Raw genomic sequence first — 19,527 nt, 5'->3', positions numbered from 1 at the left:
GGCTGCGCGGCCGACAAAGGGCCCAAAATCCGCCCCCGGTCCGTCCGGGGCATCGAGTTCTGGTGCGGATGGTGCACGATGTGCCGCAGGATTCGATCGAACGGGGTGGAGATGGGCAACGTCACGCGGGGCTGGGCGATGATCACGGCCCTGGTCATGGTCACTCCACTGGCCCTGGCGGGGTGCGGCGGCAGCAGCGAGAAGCCGGAGTTCGTCGGCGCCTCCATCCAGCCCACCGCCAGCCCCACACCGCCGGCCGAGCCGGTCGTGCTTGCCGTCACCCCGGAGACCGGGGCGGCCAAGCAGCCGGTGAGCACCGAGATCGGCACCACGGTCACCGGCGGGAAGATCACCGACGTGACGCTCACCACCGAGGGCGCGAAGGTCGCCGGCAGCCTGCGCGAGGACGGCTCGTCCTGGGTGCCGGCCAACCCGCTGAAGTACGGCAAGAAGTACGACGCGACCGTCACCGCCACCGGCACCTCCGGCCAGGTGGAGACGAAGACCACCTCCTTCACCACGATGACCAAGCCGAGTTCCCAGATCGGCTCCGGGCTGTACCTGTTCGACGACAAGGTGTACGGCGTGGCGATGCCGGTGGTGGTGGAGTTCTCGCCCGGCATCCCGAAGAAGGACCGGGCGGCGGTGCAGCGGCGGATGTTCGTCGACACCGTGCCGGCCCAGCCCGGGGTGTGGCACTGGGTGGACAACGGCACCCAGGCCTACTACCGGGCGCCGGAGTACTGGCAGCCGGAGACGAAGCTGACCGTACGGATCGCGCTGGAGGGGATCCCGCTGAGCAACGGTCGGTACGGCAACGTCGACCGGAAGGCCAGCACGAAGATCGGCAACAGGTTCGAGATGAAGGTCGACAACGCGACCAAGCAGATGACGGTCTTCGAGAACGGCAACCTGGTCCGCACCATGCCGGTCAGCCTGGGCAAGAAGAGCACGCCCTCGTCCAGCGGCACGATGGTGGTGATGGAGAAGAAGGAAAGCACCGTCTTCGACACCAGCGACGACCCGAACCCGGCGAACCGCTACGTCACCGACATCGACTTCGCCCAGCGCCTCACCTGGGGCGGCGAGTACATCCACGCCGCACCCTGGTCGGTGGCACAGCAGGGGCGTACGAACGTGTCGCACGGCTGTGTGAACCTTTCCACCCCGAACGCCCGGTGGCTGTTCGAGAAGACGAAGCCCGGTGACCCGGTCACGGTGAAGGGCACCGAGCGCAAGCTCGAAGACGGCAACGGGTGGACCGCGTGGAACCTGACCTGGGCCGAGTTCATCAAGGGCAGTGCGTTGCCCGTACCCGATGCTCTTGCCGCCGGTGGCGCGCCGGCCGGTGCGACGCCGAGCGCCGGGGCCACCCCCGGCGCCTGACCAGCACCGACGGCCGGTCCCCCGGCTTTCCGCAAGGCGCGGCTGGTCCGACCGGCCGCGCCTTGCGCGGACGAACCAGGCAATATACCGACAACTCACCCCCACTGTCTGCGTTTCTCGCCACGTGGTGAAACCAAAATTTGCCGGCGAGCGTCTTTGGGAGAGGATGGTCGTGGGGACCAGGACTGTGAGGGGCTAATGCGCGCGAGTCGAGACCAGTGGATGGGGCAGACCGCGAAGCGGCGTCGGGCAACCGTGCGCACGCTCGTGACGGTCGTGCTGACCGGGGCGCTCGCGCTCACCGCCGCGGGCTGTAGCAGCGGTGGCGGTAACTCACCGGCCTGGCAGGGCGGGAACAAGGCCCCGGACGGCCCCAAGGCCAGCGCGACGATCACCAGCCCGGCGGCGGACGCGAAGGACGTACCCGCGTCGACCGAGATCGCCTTCAGCAGCAAGGACGCGACCACCACGACGTTCGACCTGAAGGACGGCACCGGCAAGGCCGTCGAGGGCAAGGCCAGCGCCGACGGTACGACCTGGTTGCCCAACGGCGCCCTCGAATACGGTACGACGTACACCGCGACCGTGACGGCGACCGGCGACGACGGCAAGCCGGCGACCACCACCAGCACCTTCACCACGATGGCCAAGCCGGAGAACCAGGTCCGGGTGACCAGCTTCCTCGGCGACGGAGCCGTGGTGGGTGTGGGCATGCCGCTGATCGTGAAGTTCTCCCGCGCCATCCCGCAGGACTTCCGGGACGACCTCCAGCGGCGGATGACCGTGACCGCCACCCCGGCGCAGGAAGGCGCCTGGCGCTGGATCAGCCCGACCGAGGTGCACTACCGGCCGAAGACCTACTGGAAGGCCAACACCGAGCTGGACTACAAGATCCAGGCCGGTGGGCTGCCGCTCGGCGACGGCTGGTACGGCCGGGCCGACCTCACCATCGACGCGAAGGTCGGTTCGTCGGTGGTGATGACGGTCGACAACAAGACCAAGAAGATGACCGTGACGAAGGACGGCGCGGTGATCCGTACGATCCCGATCAGCCTCGGTGCTCCGGTCACGCCCTCCTCTAGCGGCACGATGGTCGTGATCGAGAAGCTGAAGAAGACGGTCTTCGACACCATGGACGACCCGATCCCGACCAACCGCTACCGCACCGACATCGAGTACGCCCAGCGCCTCACCTGGGGTGGCGAGTTCATCCACGCCGCGCCCTGGTCGGTGGCACAGCAGGGGCGTACGAACGTGTCGCACGGCTGCGTGAACATGTCCCAGGCGAACGCCCAGTGGCTCTTCGACCAGACCAAGATCGGTGACCCGATCACGGTCAAGGGCACCGAGCGCAAGCTGGAGAACGGCAACGGCTGGACCGACTGGAACATGAGCTGGGACGAGTTCATCAAGGGCAGCGCCATCCCGTACGAGGCGCCGGCCGCCCCCGCCCCGAGCGACCTGCCGTCCGCCGACCCGAGCGTCACCCCGACCACCTGATCGACCCCGCGACGCGGGTCGGACCACGGGAAGCCCTTCCCACCGGTCCGGCCCGCGTTTGGTTTTGCTGGCACACTCGTCAGGAAACGAAACAAGCCCCCTCCGAAGAGGGGGCTTGACCGTGGGGTGACTGATGGGAATTGAACCCACGACACCCGGGACCACAACCCGGTGCTCTGCCTACTGAGCTACAGCCACCACGTCGACCAACCCGGATCATGAACCACCGGGCGGGGCGCCGACCAATAATAGCCACATCCACCCGGACCACGTCGAGCGGGTTGCCACCCGGTCGGGCACGAACCCGACCGGGGCGGCGGAAACCGTCAGAGCTGGGCGGCGATCGACTTCGCGGTCTCGACGTCCGGGCCGGGCAGCGGGACGAAGACGGTACGCCGGTAGTACTCCAGCTCGCGGATGCTCTCCCGGACGTCGGACAGCGCACGGTGCGCCAGCCCCTTCGCCGGTTGGCCGAAGTAGACCCGCGGGTACCAGCGCCGGCACAGCTCCTTGATCGACGAGACGTCGATCATGCGGTAGTGCAGGTGCGCGTCGAGCCGGGGCATGTCGCGGGCCAGGAAGCCCCGATCGGTCGCGATCGAGTTGCCGCACAGCGGGGCGCTGCGGGGGTCCTTGACCAGGCTGGTCACGTACTCCATGACCAGGTCCTCGGCCTCGGCGAGGCTCACCGCGGAGCGGCGTACCTCCTCGGTCAGGCCGGAGCGTTCATGCATTGCCCGTACTATCTCCGGCATCCCCGCCAGCGCCTGTTCGTCGGCGTGGATCACCACGTCGACCCCTTCACCGAGAACGTTGAGGTCCGGATCGGTAACGAGAGCAGCGACCTCGATCAGCGCATCCTTGCCGAGATCGAGCCCGGTCATCTCACAGTCGATCCAGACAAGAAGATCAGCCACCGCCACAGACTACGCGCAGCCCAGCAGCCCGCGCCTCAACGCGGCAGCCACAACCGACCGCTAGGGTTTTCCCGTGCCAGCCGATCCCGCCGCATCATCCACCACCGCCGCAGACGATCCGGGTGGCCGCACCGCCCGTTGGCTCGTCGTGGCGGTGGCGCTCGCTGCCGTGGTGCCGGTCGTCTACCTGCTCGGCACGCCGCACAACTTCTTCGACCTGAAGATCTACATGAGCGCGATGCGCTGGTGGGCGGACGGCCACCCGCTCTACGACTACGCCCAGCCGGACCGGGTGCAGGGCGAGTTGTATTTCACGTACCCGCCGTTCACGGCGCTGCTGATGCGGCCGTTCGCCGGTCTGCCGCTGGGCGCCACGGTCACCATCTTCACGATCTTCACCGTGCTCGCGGTGATCGTGACCACCTGGTGGCTGGTCATGTCGATCGCCGACCGCCGGGGCTTCCCCCGCTGGCTGGCCGCGGCGGTGGCCATCCCGCTCGTCTTCGCCGCGGAGAGCACCCGGGAGACGATCACCTTCGGCCAGATCAACATGCTGCTGGTGGTGCTGATCCTCGGCGACCTGCTGTTCGCCGTACCCCGTAACTCACGCTGGGCCGGCGTCGGCATCGGACTGGCGACGGCGCTCAAGCTGTATCCGGGCATTTTCATCGTCTATTTCCTGACCACCCGGCGCTGGCGCGAGGCGGCGGTGGCCAGCGCGAGCGCCGCGGTGGCGACGCTGCTCGCGGCGGCGATCGCGCCCGGCGACTCGTGGCGCTTCTGGACCCACGAGCTGTGGGCGACCGGCCGGGTCGGCCGCACCGACTACACCGGCAACCAGTCCCTGTTCGGCCTGTTGAGCCGGATCACGGTGCCGGAGAAGCCCGATCAGCTGCTCTGGCTGGCACTGGTCGCCGTGGTCGGTGGTTTCGGCCTCTGGCGGGCCAGCCGGGCCGCCCGGGGCGGGGACGAGCTGACCGGGCTGGCCCTGACCGGGCTGGTCGGGGCGCTGGCGAGCCCGATCAGTTGGACCCACCACGTGTACTGGTTCATCCCGGCGGTGCTGGTGCTGGCCGACGCGGGCCTGGCGCAGCCGCCCGGATGGGAGCCGAGCGGGTTGGGGCGGCGCCGACGGCGGGCGCTGCTGGTGCTGGCGGCGGTGGTCTACGGCAGCGTCGTCTACGGGGTGGTCTCGTTCCACGACTGGGGTGTGGCGCCCGTACCGACCGACTCGCCGATCGAGTTCGTGCTGCGCAACATGTACGTACTGCTGGCCGTACTGCTGCTGGTGGTGCTGCCGACCCGGCATCTGGTTCGGGAGGCTCCGAGCAACAGCGTTCCCCGCAGCGGTGTCCCGGTCACGCGCTGACTGTCCGGTAGTGGCAGAAGTTGCACCAACTGGACAGATCTCCCCTAGTCATCCCTGTTGGGGTTAATCTAGTACCAACACCTAAAACGTTCCTTCAGTACACCGATCCCCCGGTGAGAGTGGCCCTTCGTGTCGGCAGCGCGGAGGGCCACTCGCCATCTGTCGCTGGGACGGTTCCCCAGGTCCCCACAAGCCGCCCTGAACGCCGGTTCACCTCGTCGACGTGGCCTCGGCGGTATCCGCCGACCCACCGCCGCCGACCACCGCAGTGGCGGCCGATCCGCTGTCGGCGTCCGCGTTCCCCGTCGCCGAGGGCTGGGCACCGGTCTCCGGCACCGGCTTGCACTTCTTGGACCGGGTCGTCACCGCGCCGCTCTCCGCCGTCCCGCCCGCCTTGGTCCGCCGGGTCGCGGTGGCCCGCGACGCCGCCGGCTTGGCCGCCGGTCCGCCACCCACCACGGGTACGCCGGACGCCTGCGCGGCCTGCGACTCGGCCATACCCTTACCCGGGTACGCCGGCACGGGGTTGGTGACCCGCTCCGCCCGCACGTGCACCGGATCCAAAGCGGGCTCGGACTTCGGGGCCGGGTCGGGCCGGGTCTGTGCCGTACCGACGGGTTTCGTCTGCGGGTCGGCCTGTGCGGGTGGAACCGCCCCGGGCCGAGCCGTCCCGACCTCGGCGGTTGCAGACCGGTCAGCTTCCGATGCCACGGCTTCGGGCTGGACAGCTCCCGACTCGGCTGTTTCGGGCTTGACCGCCTCAGGCTTGACCGCCTCAGGCTTGACCGCTTCGGGCTGGGCGGCGTCGGCAAGGGTTGGTTGGAACTGGGCGGACCGGACCGGGGAGGTCTTCGCCGGATAGGCCGGGGCCGTGTTCGCGGGCTGCTTCGACAATGGTCCCGTCGTACCGGCGGCGCGGGGCGGCCAGTTCAGCACCAGTTTGGCGGGCGGCGGACTGCTCGCCGGCCAGATGTGGTCGAGACTGCGCCCGGAGGCCTGAGCACCGCCAGCCGGTCCGCCGTTCGCGGCGACCTCGACCGGTGGCGCGGTCGGGCCGCTCCGGGTGCTCTCGGGCGCGCTGCCCTGGGTGCTCTCAACCGGGCTGCCCTGGGTGCTCTCAGCCGGGCTGCCCTGGGTGCTCTCGGGCTGGCTGAGTACGTCCGCCAGCGTCTCCGGGCGGGCCGACACCGGGTCGGTAGCGCGGCCGGGTAGCCCGTTCTCGGTAGCGCGGGTGGGTAGCCCGTTCTCCGTAGCGCGGGCGGGTAGCCCGTTCGGTGACCGGGGGCTCGTGGTGTCGACCGGGCGGGACGGGGCGGGCAGGTTCGAGTGGAGCGGCCAGCCGGCCGGGGCCGCCGCCGGAGCGACCGGGGACGGCGACTGCGACGGCAGCGGCTGCGGCTGCGGCTGCGGCTGCGGCTGCGACCGTGCGGCACGCCGGGACTGCTTGCCACCCTGAACGGGCTGGCCGACGCTGTCGAGGGCGCGTACGCCGAGCCGGGCGGTCAGCACCGGGAGTTGGCTGGGTTCGACCACGAAGACCACCTCGCGGGGGCGGCTCGGCCAGACCAGCACGGCCACTGCGAGCAGTCCGAGCAGGGCGCCACCGGCGAGCAGACCCCAGGTTGTCGGTTCGAGCCAACCCACCCGCAGTTCGGCGCGGAGGTCGAGGGCGACACCGGGCGCGGCGTCGGGGTACATGACAACGAGGCTGAGCCGCTGCCCGCGGAGGTCGTCCGCGTCGAGGTCGAGGGTGCTGGCTGCCTGACGTACCCAGAATGCCTGCTCGCCGGGGGTCGACACGAGGGCCTGGCTCGGTACCCCGATCCCGGACACCCCGGTGACCTGGACCGGCAGCCGGCCCCGGGTCACGGCGACCCGGTCGACCAGCGCGTACGGCATCGTGGCCAGGTAGCGGCCGACGTCGGCGGTCGGGGCGAGGCCGAGGAACGCGGGCCGGGACTCGGTCCCGGCGGTGATCCGCAGCCGGGCCTGTCCGGTACGGGTGAACGGGGCGTCCCGGCGCAGCAGCGCGTCCAGGTCGGGTACGACTATCGCGCGACCGGGCGTCTGGATCCGTTGCAACGTCGCGGTGAACGCTCCACCGGCGTCCCGCTGGGCTGCCACGGTCCACAGTGCACTGCCGACGAGCAGCGCCGCCAGCCCGACCGTGAGCAGCAGCACCCCGGCGATGGTGCGTACGACGCGCATCGACTTTCCCCCTGATCGAAGTATCTTCCTGACGATACCGACCTAAAGGGGCTTAATACTCCTTATTGCGCGAAACGCCGCTGGCCCGCCGGATCTCCGGCGGGCCAGCGGATCAATGCGATCAAGCGTCAGGCGTCGGACGGGGTCGCCGGACGGCGGGTACGGGCGAACGCCAGTCCGCCCAGCACCAGACCGGCCAGACCGGCCACCAGCCCGGCGATGCCCAGCCCGACCCCGGCCGAGCTGTCCTCGTCGTCATCGTCGTCGTCGGCCTGGGAAACGGCGGCGACCGAAGGCGACGCCCCGCCGGCTGCCGGAGCGGCGGCCTTGGCCAGCTTCAACACCGGCGCCGGGTGCTCCGGCTCCTCGGCACCGGCCGCCACCGGCTCGTCGATCCAGCGCGAGATGTTGCCGTCCGAATAGGTCTGGAGCACCTTGAAGACCAACTGGTCGACCTCGGGCAGCGGGCCCAGCGAGACACCGAACTCCTGGAACTGCTCCGGCTTGACCTCCCCGCCAGCGGAAGCGGTCCAGGTGATCTTCGACACCGCCTCGGTGATCTGGCTGCCGTGCACCTCCAGCGGCGGGTCCACCTTGCGCTTCTCCAATGCCACCGTCCAGCCCGGCACCGCGATGGTCGAGACCGACGCGACCGGTGCGTTCTCCGGCAGGTTCACCTCGACCTTCGTGGTGGAAGCGGTGTCGCTCTCGTTCGGCACCCGGAAGGCCACCCGGCCGTAGCCGCCCTGGGTCGCCTCCTTCGGGTTGACCGAGACGTGCGCGGACGCCGGCAGGGCGACGCCGAACACGCCGACGAGCGCGGCGCCGAGGACGAGAGCGGCCGCGGTCGCGGTACGCCGGGGACGGATCATGGAAGTGCCTTCCTAGTTGATCGGCACGGTGGCGGTCACCGTGGCCTGGTCGATGTCGGAAATTCGGACGGTGAAGCGCAGTTGCCACTCACCCGCGGTGGGCAGGTTGATCTCACCGGTGGCGTGGTTGTCGGTCAGCGGCAGCAACGGGATCTCGATCGGCTCCACGCCCTTGGACGGCAGGGCGGCGGTTCCGGTCCACTCGACCACCGGCTGCGGCTTGTTGTCCGCGGTGTACGCGTACAGGTGGATCGAGTTGCTGCCGGTTCCGGCCGGGTCGACCTCCACCTGGAGCGAGAGCACGTTGCTGGTGAGCGTGGTGGAGAAGAAGCCCGCGCCGGCCGCGCCGTCGTTGGCCTCCGCGGTCCGTCCGGGCGGGGTCTGCACCAGCACCGCCGAGATGGCGAGGATCAGCGCGGTGACACCCAGTTCGGTCCAGACCGCCCGGCGCATCCGCCCCGGCTGCTCGGTCGCGAGCCGCCGCTGGACCAGCCGCCGGGAGTACGCGGCAACGCCGATCACCAGGCCGAACAGCACCACCTTCGCGATGATCAGGCGGCCGTACGTGGTGTCGATCAGGGCGCTCGGCGTGGCCACCTCGATCAGTGCCTGCACGATCCCGGCGAGCAGCAGCGCGGAGACGGACACCGCGGCCCAGCGGGACCAGATCGGCAGGATCGCGCCGAGTTCCCGCTCGTCGGCCCGGCGCAGCAGGAAGGCGACCAGCATCAGCAGACCACCGAGCCAGACCGCCATGCTGCCCACGTGCACCGCGTCGACCAGCACCGACACCGCCGGTACGGGTGACGCCGCCGAGTGTCCGGCCAGCGGCCAGGTGAACAGCCCCGCCACCGCGAGTACGGCCAGCAGGATGTGGTCGGCCCGACCCGCGTTGCCGCGCAGCACGGGCCGGAGCAGGATCGCGGAGGCCACCAGGATGCCGAGTCGGACCAGCAGCACCGCGCCGAACGTACTGGCCAGCACGTCGCTCAGGGCGCTGCCGCTGACCGAGAAGAGGCCACCGCCGGTGGTGTACGGGACCTGGAGCCAGATCCCGATCAGGGTTGCCGCGGTGACCAGGCCGAAGCCGGTCCAGACCAGCCGGGCCGGGCCACGCCGGTCGAGTCGCTGCGGCCAGAGCAGGCTGAGCACCAGCACCGGGCCGACGAGCAGCACCAGTCCGGCGTACCCGAGGTATTTGCCGACCGCGACCGCGGCGGTGATCGCCGGGTCGACGGTGTCGTTCTCGGTGTCCGTCGGCGGGCTGGACGGCGCACCGACCGAGTACGTGTAACCGCCGGCCACCGGGTGGCTGTCGGCGGAGATCACCCGGTAGCTGACCAGGTAGGTGCCTCTGGGACCGCCAGGGTCGACCGGGATGGTCACCACGGCCCCGTCGAAGACCGGCTCGCCCCGGTCCACCCGTGCCCCGTCCGGTCCGAGCACCCGGATCTTGTCCGGCACGTTCCGGACGCCCTCGCTGAACGTGAGCACCACCTCGGCGGGCGCGTCGGACAACACCGTGTCCGCGACCGGGCTGCTGCTGACCAGCACCGCGTGGGCGCTGGCCGGGCTGGCCGGCCCGAGCAGCAGGGCGAACATCGCCAGCAGGAGGCCGAGCATCGCCCCGGCGCGCGATACCCATGATCTTTGTGCGGCAGTCATGCGAGACATGCTCGCCCAGAAACCCACCACGGCGCGACCTCGTGTCACCCGCGTCCCGCCACCACCGCCGCCTGTAGCGGCGGATCGGTACGCCGGCTGACCCGGCCGAGCGCCCAGAGCAGCCCGGCCTGCACCACCGTGGCCAGGTGGCCGATCTCGTGCACCACGGCCGTGGTCGAGTTCACTATGTCGACCGCGCTGGTGCCGGCGAGGCAGACCGCGAGGACGAAGGCGACCGGTACGAACGCCTGCGCCCGCTCCGGCCGGTACGCGGCGAGCGCGAAGCCGACCGCGAGAGCCACGTCGAACGACGCCATCTCCCGGCTGGTGTGCAGGTCGACGTCGACGCCGAAGCCGGCGAGCAGGATCGGCAGGGCGATGGCGAGCTGGGCGACGGCGGCCACCGCGACGGCGACCCGGAGGATCTGGCGCCGGCCGTACGCGGCCTGGGCGCGGCGGCGGGTAGCTGCGGCGTTCACCGGGTCGGCGGCCACTGCCGCGAGTACGGTGGCGGTCAGGTCCGGCACCTCGACCGCCTGGGCACGGCTCATGACCCGGCCGAGTTCCTCCGCCCGGGCCAGCCACACCTGGCAGCCGGGGCAGGTCACGGTGTGCGCGTCGAGCGCCTCCAGCGGCGCCCGCGGGTCTTCTCCGTCGAGCCGCGCGGACAGCGCGACCCGTACCTCGTCGCAGGTCATGGGGAGATAGTCGATGTCCGGTGCGGAAAAGTTCCCGGCCGTGGGCAACCGCACCCAAGCCCGCCAAGGCCGCCCCCGCACTCCGGCCGCGCGCGTAACCTCGGATGTCGTGATCCCCGTCGAGCGCGAGTCCGCCCAGGCCAGCGCCACCGTCGAAGCCCCGACGGTGGTGGCGGCGATCACGGACGCCGAGGTGGCCCCGGGGGCAGGGGTGGCCGACCGGACGTTGGCGCTGGACGACGCGACCCACTGGGCGTTGCGCGCCCGTGACGGGGACCCGGCCGCGCAGGCGGCGTTCGTCCGGGCCACCCAGGCCGAGGTGTGGCGGTTCACGGCCGCCCTGGTCGATCGGGACAGCGCGGACGATCTGCTCCAGGACACCTACCTGCGCGCGTTCCGGGCGCTGCCGGCGTTCGAGGGCCGGTCGAGTGCGCGTACGTGGTTGCTCGGCATCGCCCGGCGGGCCTGCGCCGACCATCTCCGTACGGTGGTCCGGCGGCGCCGGTTGGACGAGCGCTTGACCGGGCAGGCGCACACCGACCACCCGTACCCGGATCCGGCCGGGCAGTTCGGGGCGGCCGACCTGCTCCGGCGACTGCCCGCCGAGCGGCGCGGCGCGTTTGTCCTCACCCAGTTGCTCGGACTGTCGTACGCCGAGGCGGCGGCGGTCGAGGGGGTGCCGGTCGGCACCATCCGGTCCCGGGTGGCACGGGCGCGGGCCGAACTGGTCGAGGCGGTCGGCGATGCGCTGGCGAGCTGAACCGGGCGACGGTCGGGAAATCGCCGAGGTCGGCTGCGGGCCTTCCGTGGTCGGCTGGGAGGTTCCTGGGGTCTGCTGGGACTTGTCTGGGAAGCGGAACCGCCCGAGACGACCCGGCGACTAAGGAGCCATGACCATGGTGACCTCGGCACGTGCGCGTTGGGATCCCGTCCAACCGTGGCTCGGGCTGGCCGTACGCCTGGGCTTGGCGGCGGTGTGGTTCTGGGCCGGCAGCACGAAAGTCGGTGACCTGGCCGCCGCCGGCCGGGCCGTCAACGCGTACCAGATCTTCTCCTTCGACGTCGCCAGGGTGATCGGGGCGGCGCAGCCGTTCGTCGAGATCGCCCTCGGCGTACTCCTGCTCCTCGGGCTGGCCACCCGACTGGCCGCCGGTGTCTCCGCGGTCCTGCTGGTGCTGTTCATCGCGGGGATCGCCTCGGCCTGGGCCCGTGGCCTGGCGATCGACTGCGGCTGCTTCAGCGAGGGCGGGCCGCTGGCCGTCGGCCAGACCCCGAGTTACCTGCCCGAGATCCTCCGCGACATCGGGTTCCTGATCATGGCGGCGTTCCTGCTGCGTTGGCCGCGCAGCCCATTGTCGATCGACCGGTGGATGGCCGGCGGGCAGCGTCTGGAGGACGAGGATGAGTAGCCCACGGGGGCCGGGCCGCCAAGGCGGTCCGGGACGCAGGCCGGACAAGGCCCAGCAGGGGCCGCAGAAGGCACAGGGGCCGCAGAAGGCACAGAAGGGACAGAAGGCGGCGCAGAAGAAGAGTTCCGCGCGGGTGGTCCGCGAGCAACTGGCCCGGGAGCGGCGTCGTCGGCGCACCCTCTGGACCTCGCTGATCGCGGTCGCGGTGCTGGTGATCGCCGGTCTGATCGGCTGGAGCGTCTTCGCCAGCCAGCCTTCGACCAGCGATTTCACCGCGCCGGCCAACGCCACCGCCGACGGCAACGCGATCGTGGTCGGCAACGGGCCGGTCACCATCGACATCTACGAGGACTTCATCTGCCCGTTCTGCGGCCAGTTCGAGAAGTCCACCGGCAGCATGCTCGACCAGATGGTCAGCGAGAACAAGGTCAAGCTCCAGTTCCATCCGGTCGCGTACCTCGACCGGGCCTCCTCGACCAACTACTCGACCCGGTCGTCCGCCGCCTCCGGCTGCGCGGCCAACGAGGGCAAATACCGGGAGTACGCCGAAGCGCTGTTCAACCGGCAGCCGGCCGAGGGCAGTGCCGGACTGAGCGACGACGAGCTGATCAGCATCGGGACCTCGGTCGGGCTGGACGGGGGCACCTTCGGCTCCTGCGTACGTGACGGTACGTTCAAGCCGTGGACCGCGCATGTGACCGAGGCGGGAAGTCGGGCGAACATCAACAGCACGCCGACCGTACTGGTCAACGGCAAGGGCGTGAACCCGAACGCGGACGCCATCAACGCGGCCGTGGCAGCGGCCACGAAGTGATCCGTCGACTGCTCACCGTGTGCGCCGCCGGCCTGCTCGGCGCGCTCGCGGTGGGCAGCCCCGCGCTCGCCCACGGTGCGGACGCCCCGGACGGCACCGACTACCGGACCACGGTCACCACGTTCGCCCCGGCCCTGCCCGGCCTCACCGTACGGGCGGTCGAGGCGGGCGCCCGGCTGGAGCTGACCAACCGGACCGGCCGGACCGTGGAGGTGCTCGGTTATGCCGGTGAGCCCTACCTCGAGGTCCGCCCGGACGGGGTGTACGAGAACCGGAACTCGCCCGCGACGTACCTGAACCGGACGCTGGACGGGGACACCGAACCGCCGGCCGGCACCGACCCGACCCTGCCGCCGTCCTGGCAGCGGATCGGCACCGAACCGGTGGCCCGCTGGCACGACCGGCGCACCCACTGGCTGGAGGAGACCCCACCCGAGCAGGTACGCGCCGACCCGGACCGGACGCACCGGATCCGGGACTGGACGGTGCCGTTGCGTGACGGCGTCACACCGATCGAGCTGCGCGGCACCCTGGACTGGTTGCCGCCGCCGAGCCCCGGACCGTGGTGGCTGGTGAGCCTGGTCGGCGCGCTCGCCCTCGGCACGCTCGGCCTCCTCCCCGCCGGTACGCGTACCGGCCGCCTGGGGACGGCGACACTGGCCGGGGGCTTCGTGCTGGCCGGGGCGGGTGCGGTCGCCTTCGCGGTGGCCCGCGAGCTGGACGCCGGGGCGGACGGGCTGGGCGGGGTGCTGCAGGGCCTGCTCGCCGGGCAGATCTGGCCGCTGCTCACCGGGCTCGGTGCGCTCGCCGCCGGGGCGTACGCGTTGGCCCGGCGCCCGGCCGCCGACTTCGCCCTGGCCCTGTCCGGGGCGTGCCTGGCGCTGTTCGCCGGGGTCGCGAACGCGGCGGTCTTCGGCCGGTCGGTGGCCCCGGTGCCCTGGCCGGCGACGTCGGCGCGGCTGCTGGTCGCGGCAGTGATCGTGATCGGCGTCGGCGGGACGCTGGCCGGTGTGCTGCGCCTGCGCGCGGTGGAACGCGACACCTCCGGCGCCGCTGCGGCGGATGCGCGGCCGGGCGGTCAGCCTCGGGCGGAAGCCGCCACCGGGTCGAATCCGTAGGGCAGTTCGAGCCGGTGCCGGGCCAGCAGGTCGGCGTCGGCGAGCACCTCGGCCGTACCGCCGTCGGCGACGATCCGGCCACCGTCGAGGATCACCGCCCGATCGCAGAGCTCCAGCGCGTACGGCAGGTCGTGGGTGACCATCAGCAGCGTCACCGGCAACCCGCGCAGGATCTCGGCCAGTTCCCGGCGGGCGGCCGGATCGAGGTTCGACGACGGTTCGTCGAGCACCAGGATCTCCGGGTGCATGGCGAGCACGGTGGCCACCGCGACCCGGCGGCGCTGCCCGAACGACAGGTGGTGCGGCGCCCGGTCCCGGTGCTCGCTCATCCCGACCGCGGTCAGGGCCTCGTCGACCCGGGCGGCCAGTTCGGCTCCGCGCAGCCCGAGGTTGGCCGGGCCGAACGCCACGTCCTCCGCGACGGTGGGCAGGAAGAGCTGGTCGTCGGGGTCCTGGAAGACGATGCCGACCCGGCGGCGGATCTCGCCCAGGGTGGCCCGGTCCCGGTCCACCGCCAGCCCGCCGACGGTGACCGTGCCCTGTGTCGCGGCGAGGATCCCGTTCAGGTGCAGCACCAGCGTGGTCTTGCCGGCGCCGTTCGGCCCGAGCAGGGCCACCCTGTCGCCCTTGGGCACGGTCAGGTCCACCCCGTGCAGGGCGACGTGACCGTCGGGGTAGGCGAAGCGCACGCCGCGTACGTCCAGCGAGGGGGCGGTTTCCACAGCACCGATCATGACAGCCTCGTACCGGTGGCGTAGCTGCGGCTCATCCGGTGACCAGGGCGGTCACGGCGATGCCGGCGGCGGCGAGCGGTACGGCCGCGCCCGCGACCCAGTGGCCGGCGGTCGCCGCTCCGGTGGACTGCCACACCGCCGGCATCCTGCCGTCGTATCCACGGGCGAGCATCGCCAGGTAGACCCGCTCGCCGCGTTCGAACGCGCGCAGGAAGAGCGCGCCGATGCCGGCCGCGAAGCCCCGCAACTGCCACAGGAAACGCGGGTCGTCGCCACGGGAGAGCCGGGCGACCCGCATCCGCCGGGCCTCACCGGCCAGCACGTCGAGGTAACGCAGCATGAAGGTGGCGATCTGGGTGAGCACCTGCGGGCAGTGCAGCCGGTCCAGGCCGAGGATCAGGTCCCGTACGGTGGTGGTCCCGGCCAGCAGGAGCGAGGCGAGTACGCCGAGCGTGCCCTTGGCGAGGATGTTCCAGCCGCCGTACAGGCCGTCGACGGACAGGCTCAGGCCGAGCCAGCTCACCCGCTCGCCGGTGCCGAGGAACGGCAGGACGAAGGCGAAGAAGACGAACGGCAGCTCGATCAGCGAACGTTTGAGCAGCCAACCGGGGTTGATCCGGGCCAGCGCCGCCACCACGACCACCAGTACGGCGTACCCGCCGAACGCCCAGAAGGCGTGCCTCGGGGTGGCGACCACGGCGATGCTGAAGGCAACCATCGCCGCGATCTTCACCTCGGGGGCGAGCCGGTGCACGGGCGAGTTGCCCTCCCGGTAGAGCACGTGCGCGTGCCCGGCGCCCATCTACTTCGCCGCTTCCGAGCCGGCCGGGACAGCGGTCGCGGCGGTTGCGTCGGCGGTGTCGACCGGTTCGCTTGTGGCGGTGCCCCGGCGGCGGGTGAGCCAGAACAGGCCACCGCCGAGGGCGAAGGTGAGCAGCACGCCGGCCGCCCCGGACAGGCCGGTGGACAGGTACGAGTTCTGCACGCCCCGTACGCCATAGTCGGCCAGCGGGCTGTCGGCCAGCTCGTGGTCCTTGGTCTGCTGGGCCGGGCAGCTACCGCCGGTGATGTTGTCGTCGGCGTCGAAGGTGCAGCCCTCACGCAGCGAGGAGTCCAGGCCGTCCGGGTGGGACGAGGCGAAGTTGCTGACCACCCCGGCGAGCAGCAGGGCGACCAGCAGCCCGCCGACGAGGAAGGCCCAGTTCCGCTGCTTCATCGCGCACCTCCGGGGATCGGGTCGGCCAGCACCGGCACGGGCCGCAGGCCGCGCAGGGCGTAGACGAGGTCGGGTCGTACCTTGGCGACGGTAACCACGGTGGTGGCGGTGATCAGGCCCTCGCCGATGCCGATCAGCAGGTGCGCGCCGGCCATGGTGGCGGCCAGCCCACCCAGCGAGTCGCCGAGGTCGGTGGTGCCGCCGAGCCAGTACTGCAGGATGAAGCCCTGTGAGGCGACCACGACGCTGACCAGGGCGGCGACGAACCCGGTCACCGCCAGCCCGGCCGGCGTACGCGGCAGCACTCGGAGCAGCAGGGCGATCAGCAGGTAGCCGGCGGCCGTACCGAGGATCGCCATGTTGGTGATGTTCAGCCCGATCATCGCCACGCCGCCGTCGCTGAAGACCAGCGCCTGTACGACCAGCACCACCGACACGCAGAGCGCGCCGACCCACGGCCCGACCAGGATCGCGGCGAGCGCTCCGCCGAGCAGGTGTCCGCTGACCCCGGCGGTGAAGATCGGGAAGTTCAGCATCTGTACGGCGAAGATGAACGCGGCCACCAGGCCGGCCATCGGCGCCAGCCGGTCGTCGAGGTCACGCCGGGCGCGGATCACGCAGAACGTGAGCACCACCAGCGCGAACGCCGCGAAGATCGCGGCCACGGGACCATCGATGATCCCGTTCGAGATGTGCATCGCGACGGACTGCACTAGTTCCTCCCCACCCGCGGCGTGGGAGGGTCCGCGCCAACGGGATCTCAGCGTATTTGCCAAGGCGCCCTTGTTGCCAACATTTTGCAACAACTACTGACACCGATCAAGATCGTGCCTGCTGGCGGGGGTAATGTCACGCCCCATGACGGGTTCTCGCCTCGCGCCGGGCGATTTGGCGCCAGAATTCACCCTGCCGACCGACGACGGCAAGACGCTCGCCCTCAAGGAGCTACGGGGTCGGAAGGTCGTGCTCTACGCGTACCCGGCGGCGATGACACCGGGCTGCACCAAGCAGGCCTGCGACTTCCGCGACTCGCTCGCCTCGCTCCAGGCCGCTGGCTACGAGGTGGTCGGCATCTCCCCCGACCAGCCAGCCAAGCTGGCCAAGTTCCGCGAACGCGACGCGATCACGTTCCCGCTCGTCTCCGACGCCGACAAGGCGGCGCTGACCGCGTACGGCGCCTACGGCGAGAAGCAGCTCTACGGCAAGACCGTTACCGGCGTGATCCGCTCCACCTTCGTGATCGACGCCGACGGGCTGATCGAGCGGGCCCTCTACAACGTGAAGGCGACCGGCCACGTGGCGAAGCTCCGCCGCGACCTCGGCCTGGACTGAGGCACCCGTTCCACCCCGGACCGTCGCCCACCCGCGACGGTCCGGTCGGCCGATCCCGTACGCCGGACGTACGTGCGCGCTGCCGCCGTCGAGGCTCTAGACTCGTACCGCCAGCGGGAGTGGTGTAATGGCAGCCACGCAGGATTTAGGTTCCTGTGCCTTCGGGCGTGGGGGTTCGAGTCCCCCCTCCCGCACCAAAGTTTGTCATCGATCTTGCACTTGTGGCGCCCGAATCAAGGCACTCATCCCGATTTGCCAACCACCACAAGTGCAAGATCGTTTGCGATAGGTCAACGTGCACCGACCCGGATCGGACCGGGCACCTGCCGTGCTTCGGCGACTACGTACGGCGTCACCGCGATCGTGCGGGAGGCGTCTGCCGGATGAGCCGGATGGACGAACCCCTCACCACGGCGGCGATTCGGATGGCGGTCGACCTGACGTTGCGTCAGCACCAGCCGGGTCCGCACCCGTGGCAGCCGGGAACTTGCCGGCAGTGCACCCCGGACGGGTGCGCACAGCTCGCGTGGGCGGTCCAGGTCAGGCGCGACGAGGTCAAGTGCGGCGAGGCGACGGGCAGGACAGGTGCGGCTCCGTGACCGAGCCGGACCGGCCCCGAAGCGGCGTAGTCCACCCCTTCGTCGTACCCGTCGATCGTCAGGCCCGCGTACGCAGCCCGTCGAGCAGCAGGTCACAGACCGCTTCCAGCGCCTCCGCGATCCCCGGCTCGCCCCATTCGGCCGCGTGCGCGGGATGGTGCCAACGAGCGGTCGCGGCAAGCACCGCACGCGCCGTACGGTCCACGTCGGCCACGGTGAAGTCGCCGTCGGCCACCCCGTCCCCGATGATCCGGGCGAGTTGCCGGATCAGGTCCTCGACGTGTTCCTCCACCACCGCGGAGCTCTCGTTCACCAGCACCATGTAGGTGGCGAACAGCTCCGGGTCATCCAACGCCTTGCCACGCTTCTCGGCGGCGAGCGTGGTGAGCCAGGCGCGCAGCCGCTGCGGTGCGGGCAGGTCGGCGGTGGTCAGCGCGGGCAGCGGGGCGTGCGCCCGGTCGAGCCAGCGTTCGGCGACCGCCTCGCGCAACGCCGCCTTGCTGGCGAAATGCCGGTAGACGCTGCCGTGGCTGACGCCCAGGACGCGGGCGACGTCGACCACGGTCGTCTTGGCGGGGCCGAAGCGGCGGAGGACGTCCTCCGCCGCTTCGAGGATCTGCCCGGAGGTCAGAGTGGTGTCGGCCATGGGCACCATCTCACCGTTCGCTGTCGAGGTGGGTCATGTAGGGGGTGGCGTAACGGGTTCCGGAGGCCGATCCGGCCGGTACGGCCCGCTCGATCGCGGCCAGGTCGTCGGCGGCCAGTTTCAGGTCCAGCGCGCCGAGCGACTCGGTCAGCCGGTCCCGCTGGCGGGCGCCGACCAGGGGCACGATGTCGGCGCCCTGGGCGAGCACCCAGGCGATGGCGACCTGCGCGACGGTGGCTCCCCGGGCCTCGGCGACCTCCCGCAGCGACTCGACCAGGCGCAAATTGGCCGTCAGGTTGTCGCCGCTGAACCGGGGTACGGTGTTGCGGAAGTCGCCGGGGGTCAGTTCCCGGTCGGCGGTCCAGCGGCCACTGAGCAGGCCACGGGCGAGCACCCCGTACGCGGTCACGCCGATGCCGAGTTCGCGTACGGTCGGCAGGATCTCCGCCTCGATGCCCCGTGAGATCAGCGAGTACTCGATCTGGAGGTCGCTGATCGGGTGCACGGCGTGGGCCCGCCGGATGGTGTCGGCGCCGACCTCGGAAAGCCCGATGTGGCGTACGTGTCCCTTCTCGACCTGCTCGGCGATGGCGCCGATGGTCTCCTCGATCGGCACGTTCGGGTCGACCCGGGTGAGCCGGTAGACGTCGACGTGGTCGGTGCCGAGCCGGCGCAGCGAGTACGCGAGGAAGTTGCGTACCGCCTCGGGTCGCCCGTCGATGCCCCGCCAGCCGAGGTCGGGGTCGCGCAGGCCGCCGAACTTGACGCTGATGGCGACGTCGTCACGGTTGCGTTCGTGCAGCGCCCGTCCGATCAGCATCTCGTTGTGACCCATGCCGTAGAAGTCGCCGGTGTCGAGCAGGGAGACGCCGGCGTCGAGGGCGGCGTGGATGGTGCTGATGCTCTCCGTCTCGTCGGCCGGTCCGTAGAGGTCGGACATGCCCATGGTGCCGAGGCCCAGTGCGGAGACGGTCGGTCCGGTACTGCCGAGTTTGCGAGTTTCCATGACTGGTTTCTCCTCTTCGAGGGGGTCCACTCGGTTCG

General features: G+C 71.0%; 19 protein-coding genes and 2 tRNA genes. 9 read left to right on the top strand and 12 right to left on the bottom strand.

Annotated elements, in window-relative coordinates; translation table 11 throughout:
- Nucleotides 1–111 precede the first annotated feature (111 nt).
- On the top strand, nucleotides 112–1,386 hold the full coding sequence (locus tag AB0J90_RS06405) for an Ig-like domain-containing protein (protein WP_363592782.1): 1,275 nt from the start codon (nucleotides 112–114) through the stop codon (nucleotides 1,384–1,386).
- Nucleotides 1,387–1,584: 198 nt separating this feature from the next.
- Nucleotides 1,585–2,886, top strand: coding sequence for an Ig-like domain-containing protein (locus AB0J90_RS06400; RefSeq protein ID WP_363592780.1), 1,302 nt, complete (start codon nucleotides 1,585–1,587; stop codon nucleotides 2,884–2,886).
- A 122-nt stretch (nucleotides 2,887–3,008) separates the two neighbouring features.
- Here AB0J90_RS06400 and AB0J90_RS06395 read toward each other — a convergent pair.
- Both AB0J90_RS06395 and orn read right to left on the bottom strand, forming a co-directional pair.
- Nucleotides 3,009–3,084, bottom strand: a tRNA-His gene (locus AB0J90_RS06395).
- A 128-nt stretch (nucleotides 3,085–3,212) separates the two neighbouring features.
- Complete coding sequence (gene orn, locus AB0J90_RS06390) at nucleotides 3,213–3,809, bottom strand: oligoribonuclease (RefSeq protein ID WP_363592778.1); 597 nt, start codon at nucleotides 3,807–3,809, stop codon at nucleotides 3,213–3,215.
- Between the two features lie 67 nt (nucleotides 3,810–3,876).
- Here orn and AB0J90_RS06385 point away from each other — a divergent pair, with 67 nt between their 5' ends.
- The gene (locus AB0J90_RS06385) at nucleotides 3,877–5,172 is read left to right on the top strand and encodes a glycosyltransferase family 87 protein (RefSeq protein ID WP_363592776.1); all 1,296 of its coding nucleotides are present in this window, start codon (nucleotides 3,877–3,879) and stop codon (nucleotides 5,170–5,172) included.
- A gap of 210 nt (nucleotides 5,173–5,382) precedes the next feature.
- On the opposite strand, the gene AB0J90_RS06380 is transcribed toward AB0J90_RS06385, so the two are convergent.
- The 4 genes from AB0J90_RS06380 to AB0J90_RS06365 form a co-directional block, all read right to left on the bottom strand.
- Complete coding sequence (locus tag AB0J90_RS06380) at nucleotides 5,383–7,380, bottom strand: hypothetical protein (RefSeq protein ID WP_363592774.1); 1,998 nt, start codon at nucleotides 7,378–7,380, stop codon at nucleotides 5,383–5,385.
- A 128-nt stretch (nucleotides 7,381–7,508) separates the two neighbouring features.
- On the bottom strand, nucleotides 7,509–8,252 hold the full coding sequence (locus tag AB0J90_RS06375) for a YcnI family protein (protein ID WP_363592772.1): 744 nt from the start codon (nucleotides 8,250–8,252) through the stop codon (nucleotides 7,509–7,511).
- 12 nt (nucleotides 8,253–8,264) lie between these two features.
- A complete protein-coding gene (locus AB0J90_RS06370; RefSeq protein ID WP_363592770.1) occupies nucleotides 8,265–9,926 on the bottom strand; it encodes a copper resistance protein CopC in 1,662 nt (553 codons plus the stop codon).
- Nucleotides 9,927–9,961: 35 nt separating this feature from the next.
- Nucleotides 9,962–10,615 (bottom strand): zf-HC2 domain-containing protein, encoded by a 654-nt coding sequence (locus tag AB0J90_RS06365; protein ID WP_363592769.1) that lies wholly within the window; start codon nucleotides 10,613–10,615, stop codon nucleotides 9,962–9,964.
- Nucleotides 10,616–10,808: 193 nt separating this feature from the next.
- Between AB0J90_RS06365 and AB0J90_RS06360 the strand changes: the two genes are divergently transcribed.
- The 4 genes from AB0J90_RS06360 (at nucleotide 10,809) to AB0J90_RS06345 (ending at nucleotide 13,956) form a co-directional block, all read left to right on the top strand.
- Complete coding sequence (locus AB0J90_RS06360) at nucleotides 10,809–11,375, top strand: sigma-70 family RNA polymerase sigma factor (protein WP_363592963.1); 567 nt, start codon at nucleotides 10,809–10,811, stop codon at nucleotides 11,373–11,375.
- 130 nt (nucleotides 11,376–11,505) lie between these two features.
- Entirely contained in the window at nucleotides 11,506–12,024 is a 519-nt protein-coding gene (locus AB0J90_RS06355; protein WP_363592768.1) for a MauE/DoxX family redox-associated membrane protein, read from the top strand.
- Nucleotides 12,017–12,838 carry a thioredoxin domain-containing protein gene (locus tag AB0J90_RS06350; protein ID WP_363592766.1) on the top strand — a complete coding sequence of 274 codons (822 nt, stop codon included), beginning with the start codon at nucleotides 12,017–12,019 and terminating at the stop codon, nucleotides 12,836–12,838. The genes AB0J90_RS06355 and AB0J90_RS06350 overlap by 8 nt, the downstream gene beginning before the upstream one ends.
- On the top strand, nucleotides 12,835–13,956 hold the full coding sequence (locus AB0J90_RS06345) for a hypothetical protein (RefSeq protein ID WP_363592764.1): 1,122 nt from the start codon (nucleotides 12,835–12,837) through the stop codon (nucleotides 13,954–13,956). Before AB0J90_RS06350 ends, AB0J90_RS06345 begins: the two co-directional genes overlap by 4 nt.
- On the opposite strand, the gene AB0J90_RS06340 is transcribed toward AB0J90_RS06345, so the two are convergent.
- From AB0J90_RS06340 to AB0J90_RS06325, 4 genes are read right to left on the bottom strand one after another with little or no spacing between them, the layout of a single operon-like run.
- The gene (locus AB0J90_RS06340; RefSeq protein ID WP_363592762.1) at nucleotides 13,917–14,690 is read right to left on the bottom strand and encodes an ABC transporter ATP-binding protein; all 774 of its coding nucleotides are present in this window, start codon (nucleotides 14,688–14,690) and stop codon (nucleotides 13,917–13,919) included. The genes AB0J90_RS06345 and AB0J90_RS06340 overlap by 40 nt on opposite strands.
- A 31-nt stretch (nucleotides 14,691–14,721) precedes the next feature.
- Nucleotides 14,722–15,492: a cobalt ECF transporter T component CbiQ gene (cbiQ, locus tag AB0J90_RS06335; RefSeq protein ID WP_363592760.1), complete on the bottom strand. Its 771-nt coding sequence runs from the start codon at nucleotides 15,490–15,492 to the stop codon at nucleotides 14,722–14,724.
- Entirely contained in the window at nucleotides 15,493–15,906 is a 414-nt protein-coding gene (locus AB0J90_RS06330; RefSeq protein WP_363592758.1) for a PDGLE domain-containing protein, read from the bottom strand. It lies immediately after the preceding gene.
- Complete coding sequence (locus tag AB0J90_RS06325; RefSeq protein WP_363592755.1) at nucleotides 15,903–16,619, bottom strand: energy-coupling factor ABC transporter permease; 717 nt, start codon at nucleotides 16,617–16,619, stop codon at nucleotides 15,903–15,905. Before AB0J90_RS06325 ends, AB0J90_RS06330 begins: the two co-directional genes overlap by 4 nt.
- Before the next feature lie 145 nt (nucleotides 16,620–16,764).
- Here AB0J90_RS06325 and bcp point away from each other — a divergent pair, with 145 nt between their 5' ends.
- On the top strand, nucleotides 16,765–17,238 hold the full coding sequence (gene bcp / locus AB0J90_RS06320) for a thioredoxin-dependent thiol peroxidase (protein ID WP_363592753.1): 474 nt from the start codon (nucleotides 16,765–16,767) through the stop codon (nucleotides 17,236–17,238).
- Between the two features lie 113 nt (nucleotides 17,239–17,351).
- Nucleotides 17,352–17,435: transfer RNA gene (locus AB0J90_RS06315), tRNA-Leu, on the top strand.
- A gap of 460 nt (nucleotides 17,436–17,895) precedes the next feature.
- Here the strand turns inward: AB0J90_RS06315 and AB0J90_RS06310 are convergent.
- Nucleotides 17,896–18,483 (bottom strand): TetR family transcriptional regulator, encoded by a 588-nt coding sequence (locus AB0J90_RS06310; protein WP_363592751.1) that lies wholly within the window; start codon nucleotides 18,481–18,483, stop codon nucleotides 17,896–17,898.
- 10 nt (nucleotides 18,484–18,493) lie between these two features.
- On the bottom strand, nucleotides 18,494–19,489 hold the full coding sequence (locus AB0J90_RS06305) for an aldo/keto reductase (protein ID WP_363592749.1): 996 nt from the start codon (nucleotides 19,487–19,489) through the stop codon (nucleotides 18,494–18,496).
- Between the last annotated feature and the right edge of the window lie 38 nt (nucleotides 19,490–19,527).

Origin of the sequence: Micromonospora sp. NPDC049523 (assembly GCF_040676775.1) — a bacterium.
Classification (GTDB): Bacteria; Actinomycetota; Actinomycetes; order Mycobacteriales; family Micromonosporaceae; genus Micromonospora_G.
The sequence above is the reverse complement of the archived record's forward strand: the minus strand, read 5'-3'. Positions and strand labels throughout refer to the sequence as shown.

Excerpts from the sequence above, each read along its gene's own strand:
- AB0J90_RS06405 (WP_363592782.1), top strand. The coding sequence starts at position 112 with ATGGGCAACGTCACGCGGGGCTGGGCGATGATCACGGCCCTGGTCATG.
- AB0J90_RS06400 (WP_363592780.1), top strand. The coding sequence starts at position 1,585 with ATGCGCGCGAGTCGAGACCAGTGGATGGGGCAGACCGCGAAGCGGCGT.
- AB0J90_RS06380 (WP_363592774.1), bottom strand. The coding sequence starts at position 7,380 with ATGCGCGTCGTACGCACCATCGCCGGGGTGCTGCTGCTCACGGTCGGG.
- AB0J90_RS06375 (WP_363592772.1), bottom strand. The coding sequence starts at position 8,252 with ATGATCCGTCCCCGGCGTACCGCGACCGCGGCCGCTCTCGTCCTCGGC.
- AB0J90_RS06370 (WP_363592770.1), bottom strand. The coding sequence starts at position 9,926 with ATGTCTCGCATGACTGCCGCACAAAGATCATGGGTATCGCGCGCCGGG.
- AB0J90_RS06365 (WP_363592769.1), bottom strand. The coding sequence starts at position 10,615 with ATGACCTGCGACGAGGTACGGGTCGCGCTGTCCGCGCGGCTCGACGGA.
- AB0J90_RS06355 (WP_363592768.1), top strand. The coding sequence starts at position 11,506 with ATGACCATGGTGACCTCGGCACGTGCGCGTTGGGATCCCGTCCAACCG.
- AB0J90_RS06350 (WP_363592766.1), top strand. The coding sequence starts at position 12,017 with ATGAGTAGCCCACGGGGGCCGGGCCGCCAAGGCGGTCCGGGACGCAGG.
- AB0J90_RS06340 (WP_363592762.1), bottom strand. The coding sequence starts at position 14,690 with ATGATCGGTGCTGTGGAAACCGCCCCCTCGCTGGACGTACGCGGCGTG.
- cbiQ (WP_363592760.1), bottom strand. The coding sequence starts at position 15,492 with ATGGGCGCCGGGCACGCGCACGTGCTCTACCGGGAGGGCAACTCGCCC.
- AB0J90_RS06330 (WP_363592758.1), bottom strand. The coding sequence starts at position 15,906 with ATGAAGCAGCGGAACTGGGCCTTCCTCGTCGGCGGGCTGCTGGTCGCC.
- bcp (WP_363592753.1), top strand. The coding sequence starts at position 16,765 with ATGACGGGTTCTCGCCTCGCGCCGGGCGATTTGGCGCCAGAATTCACC.
- AB0J90_RS06310 (WP_363592751.1), bottom strand. The coding sequence starts at position 18,483 with ATGGCCGACACCACTCTGACCTCCGGGCAGATCCTCGAAGCGGCGGAG.
- AB0J90_RS06305 (WP_363592749.1), bottom strand. The coding sequence starts at position 19,489 with ATGGAAACTCGCAAACTCGGCAGTACCGGACCGACCGTCTCCGCACTG.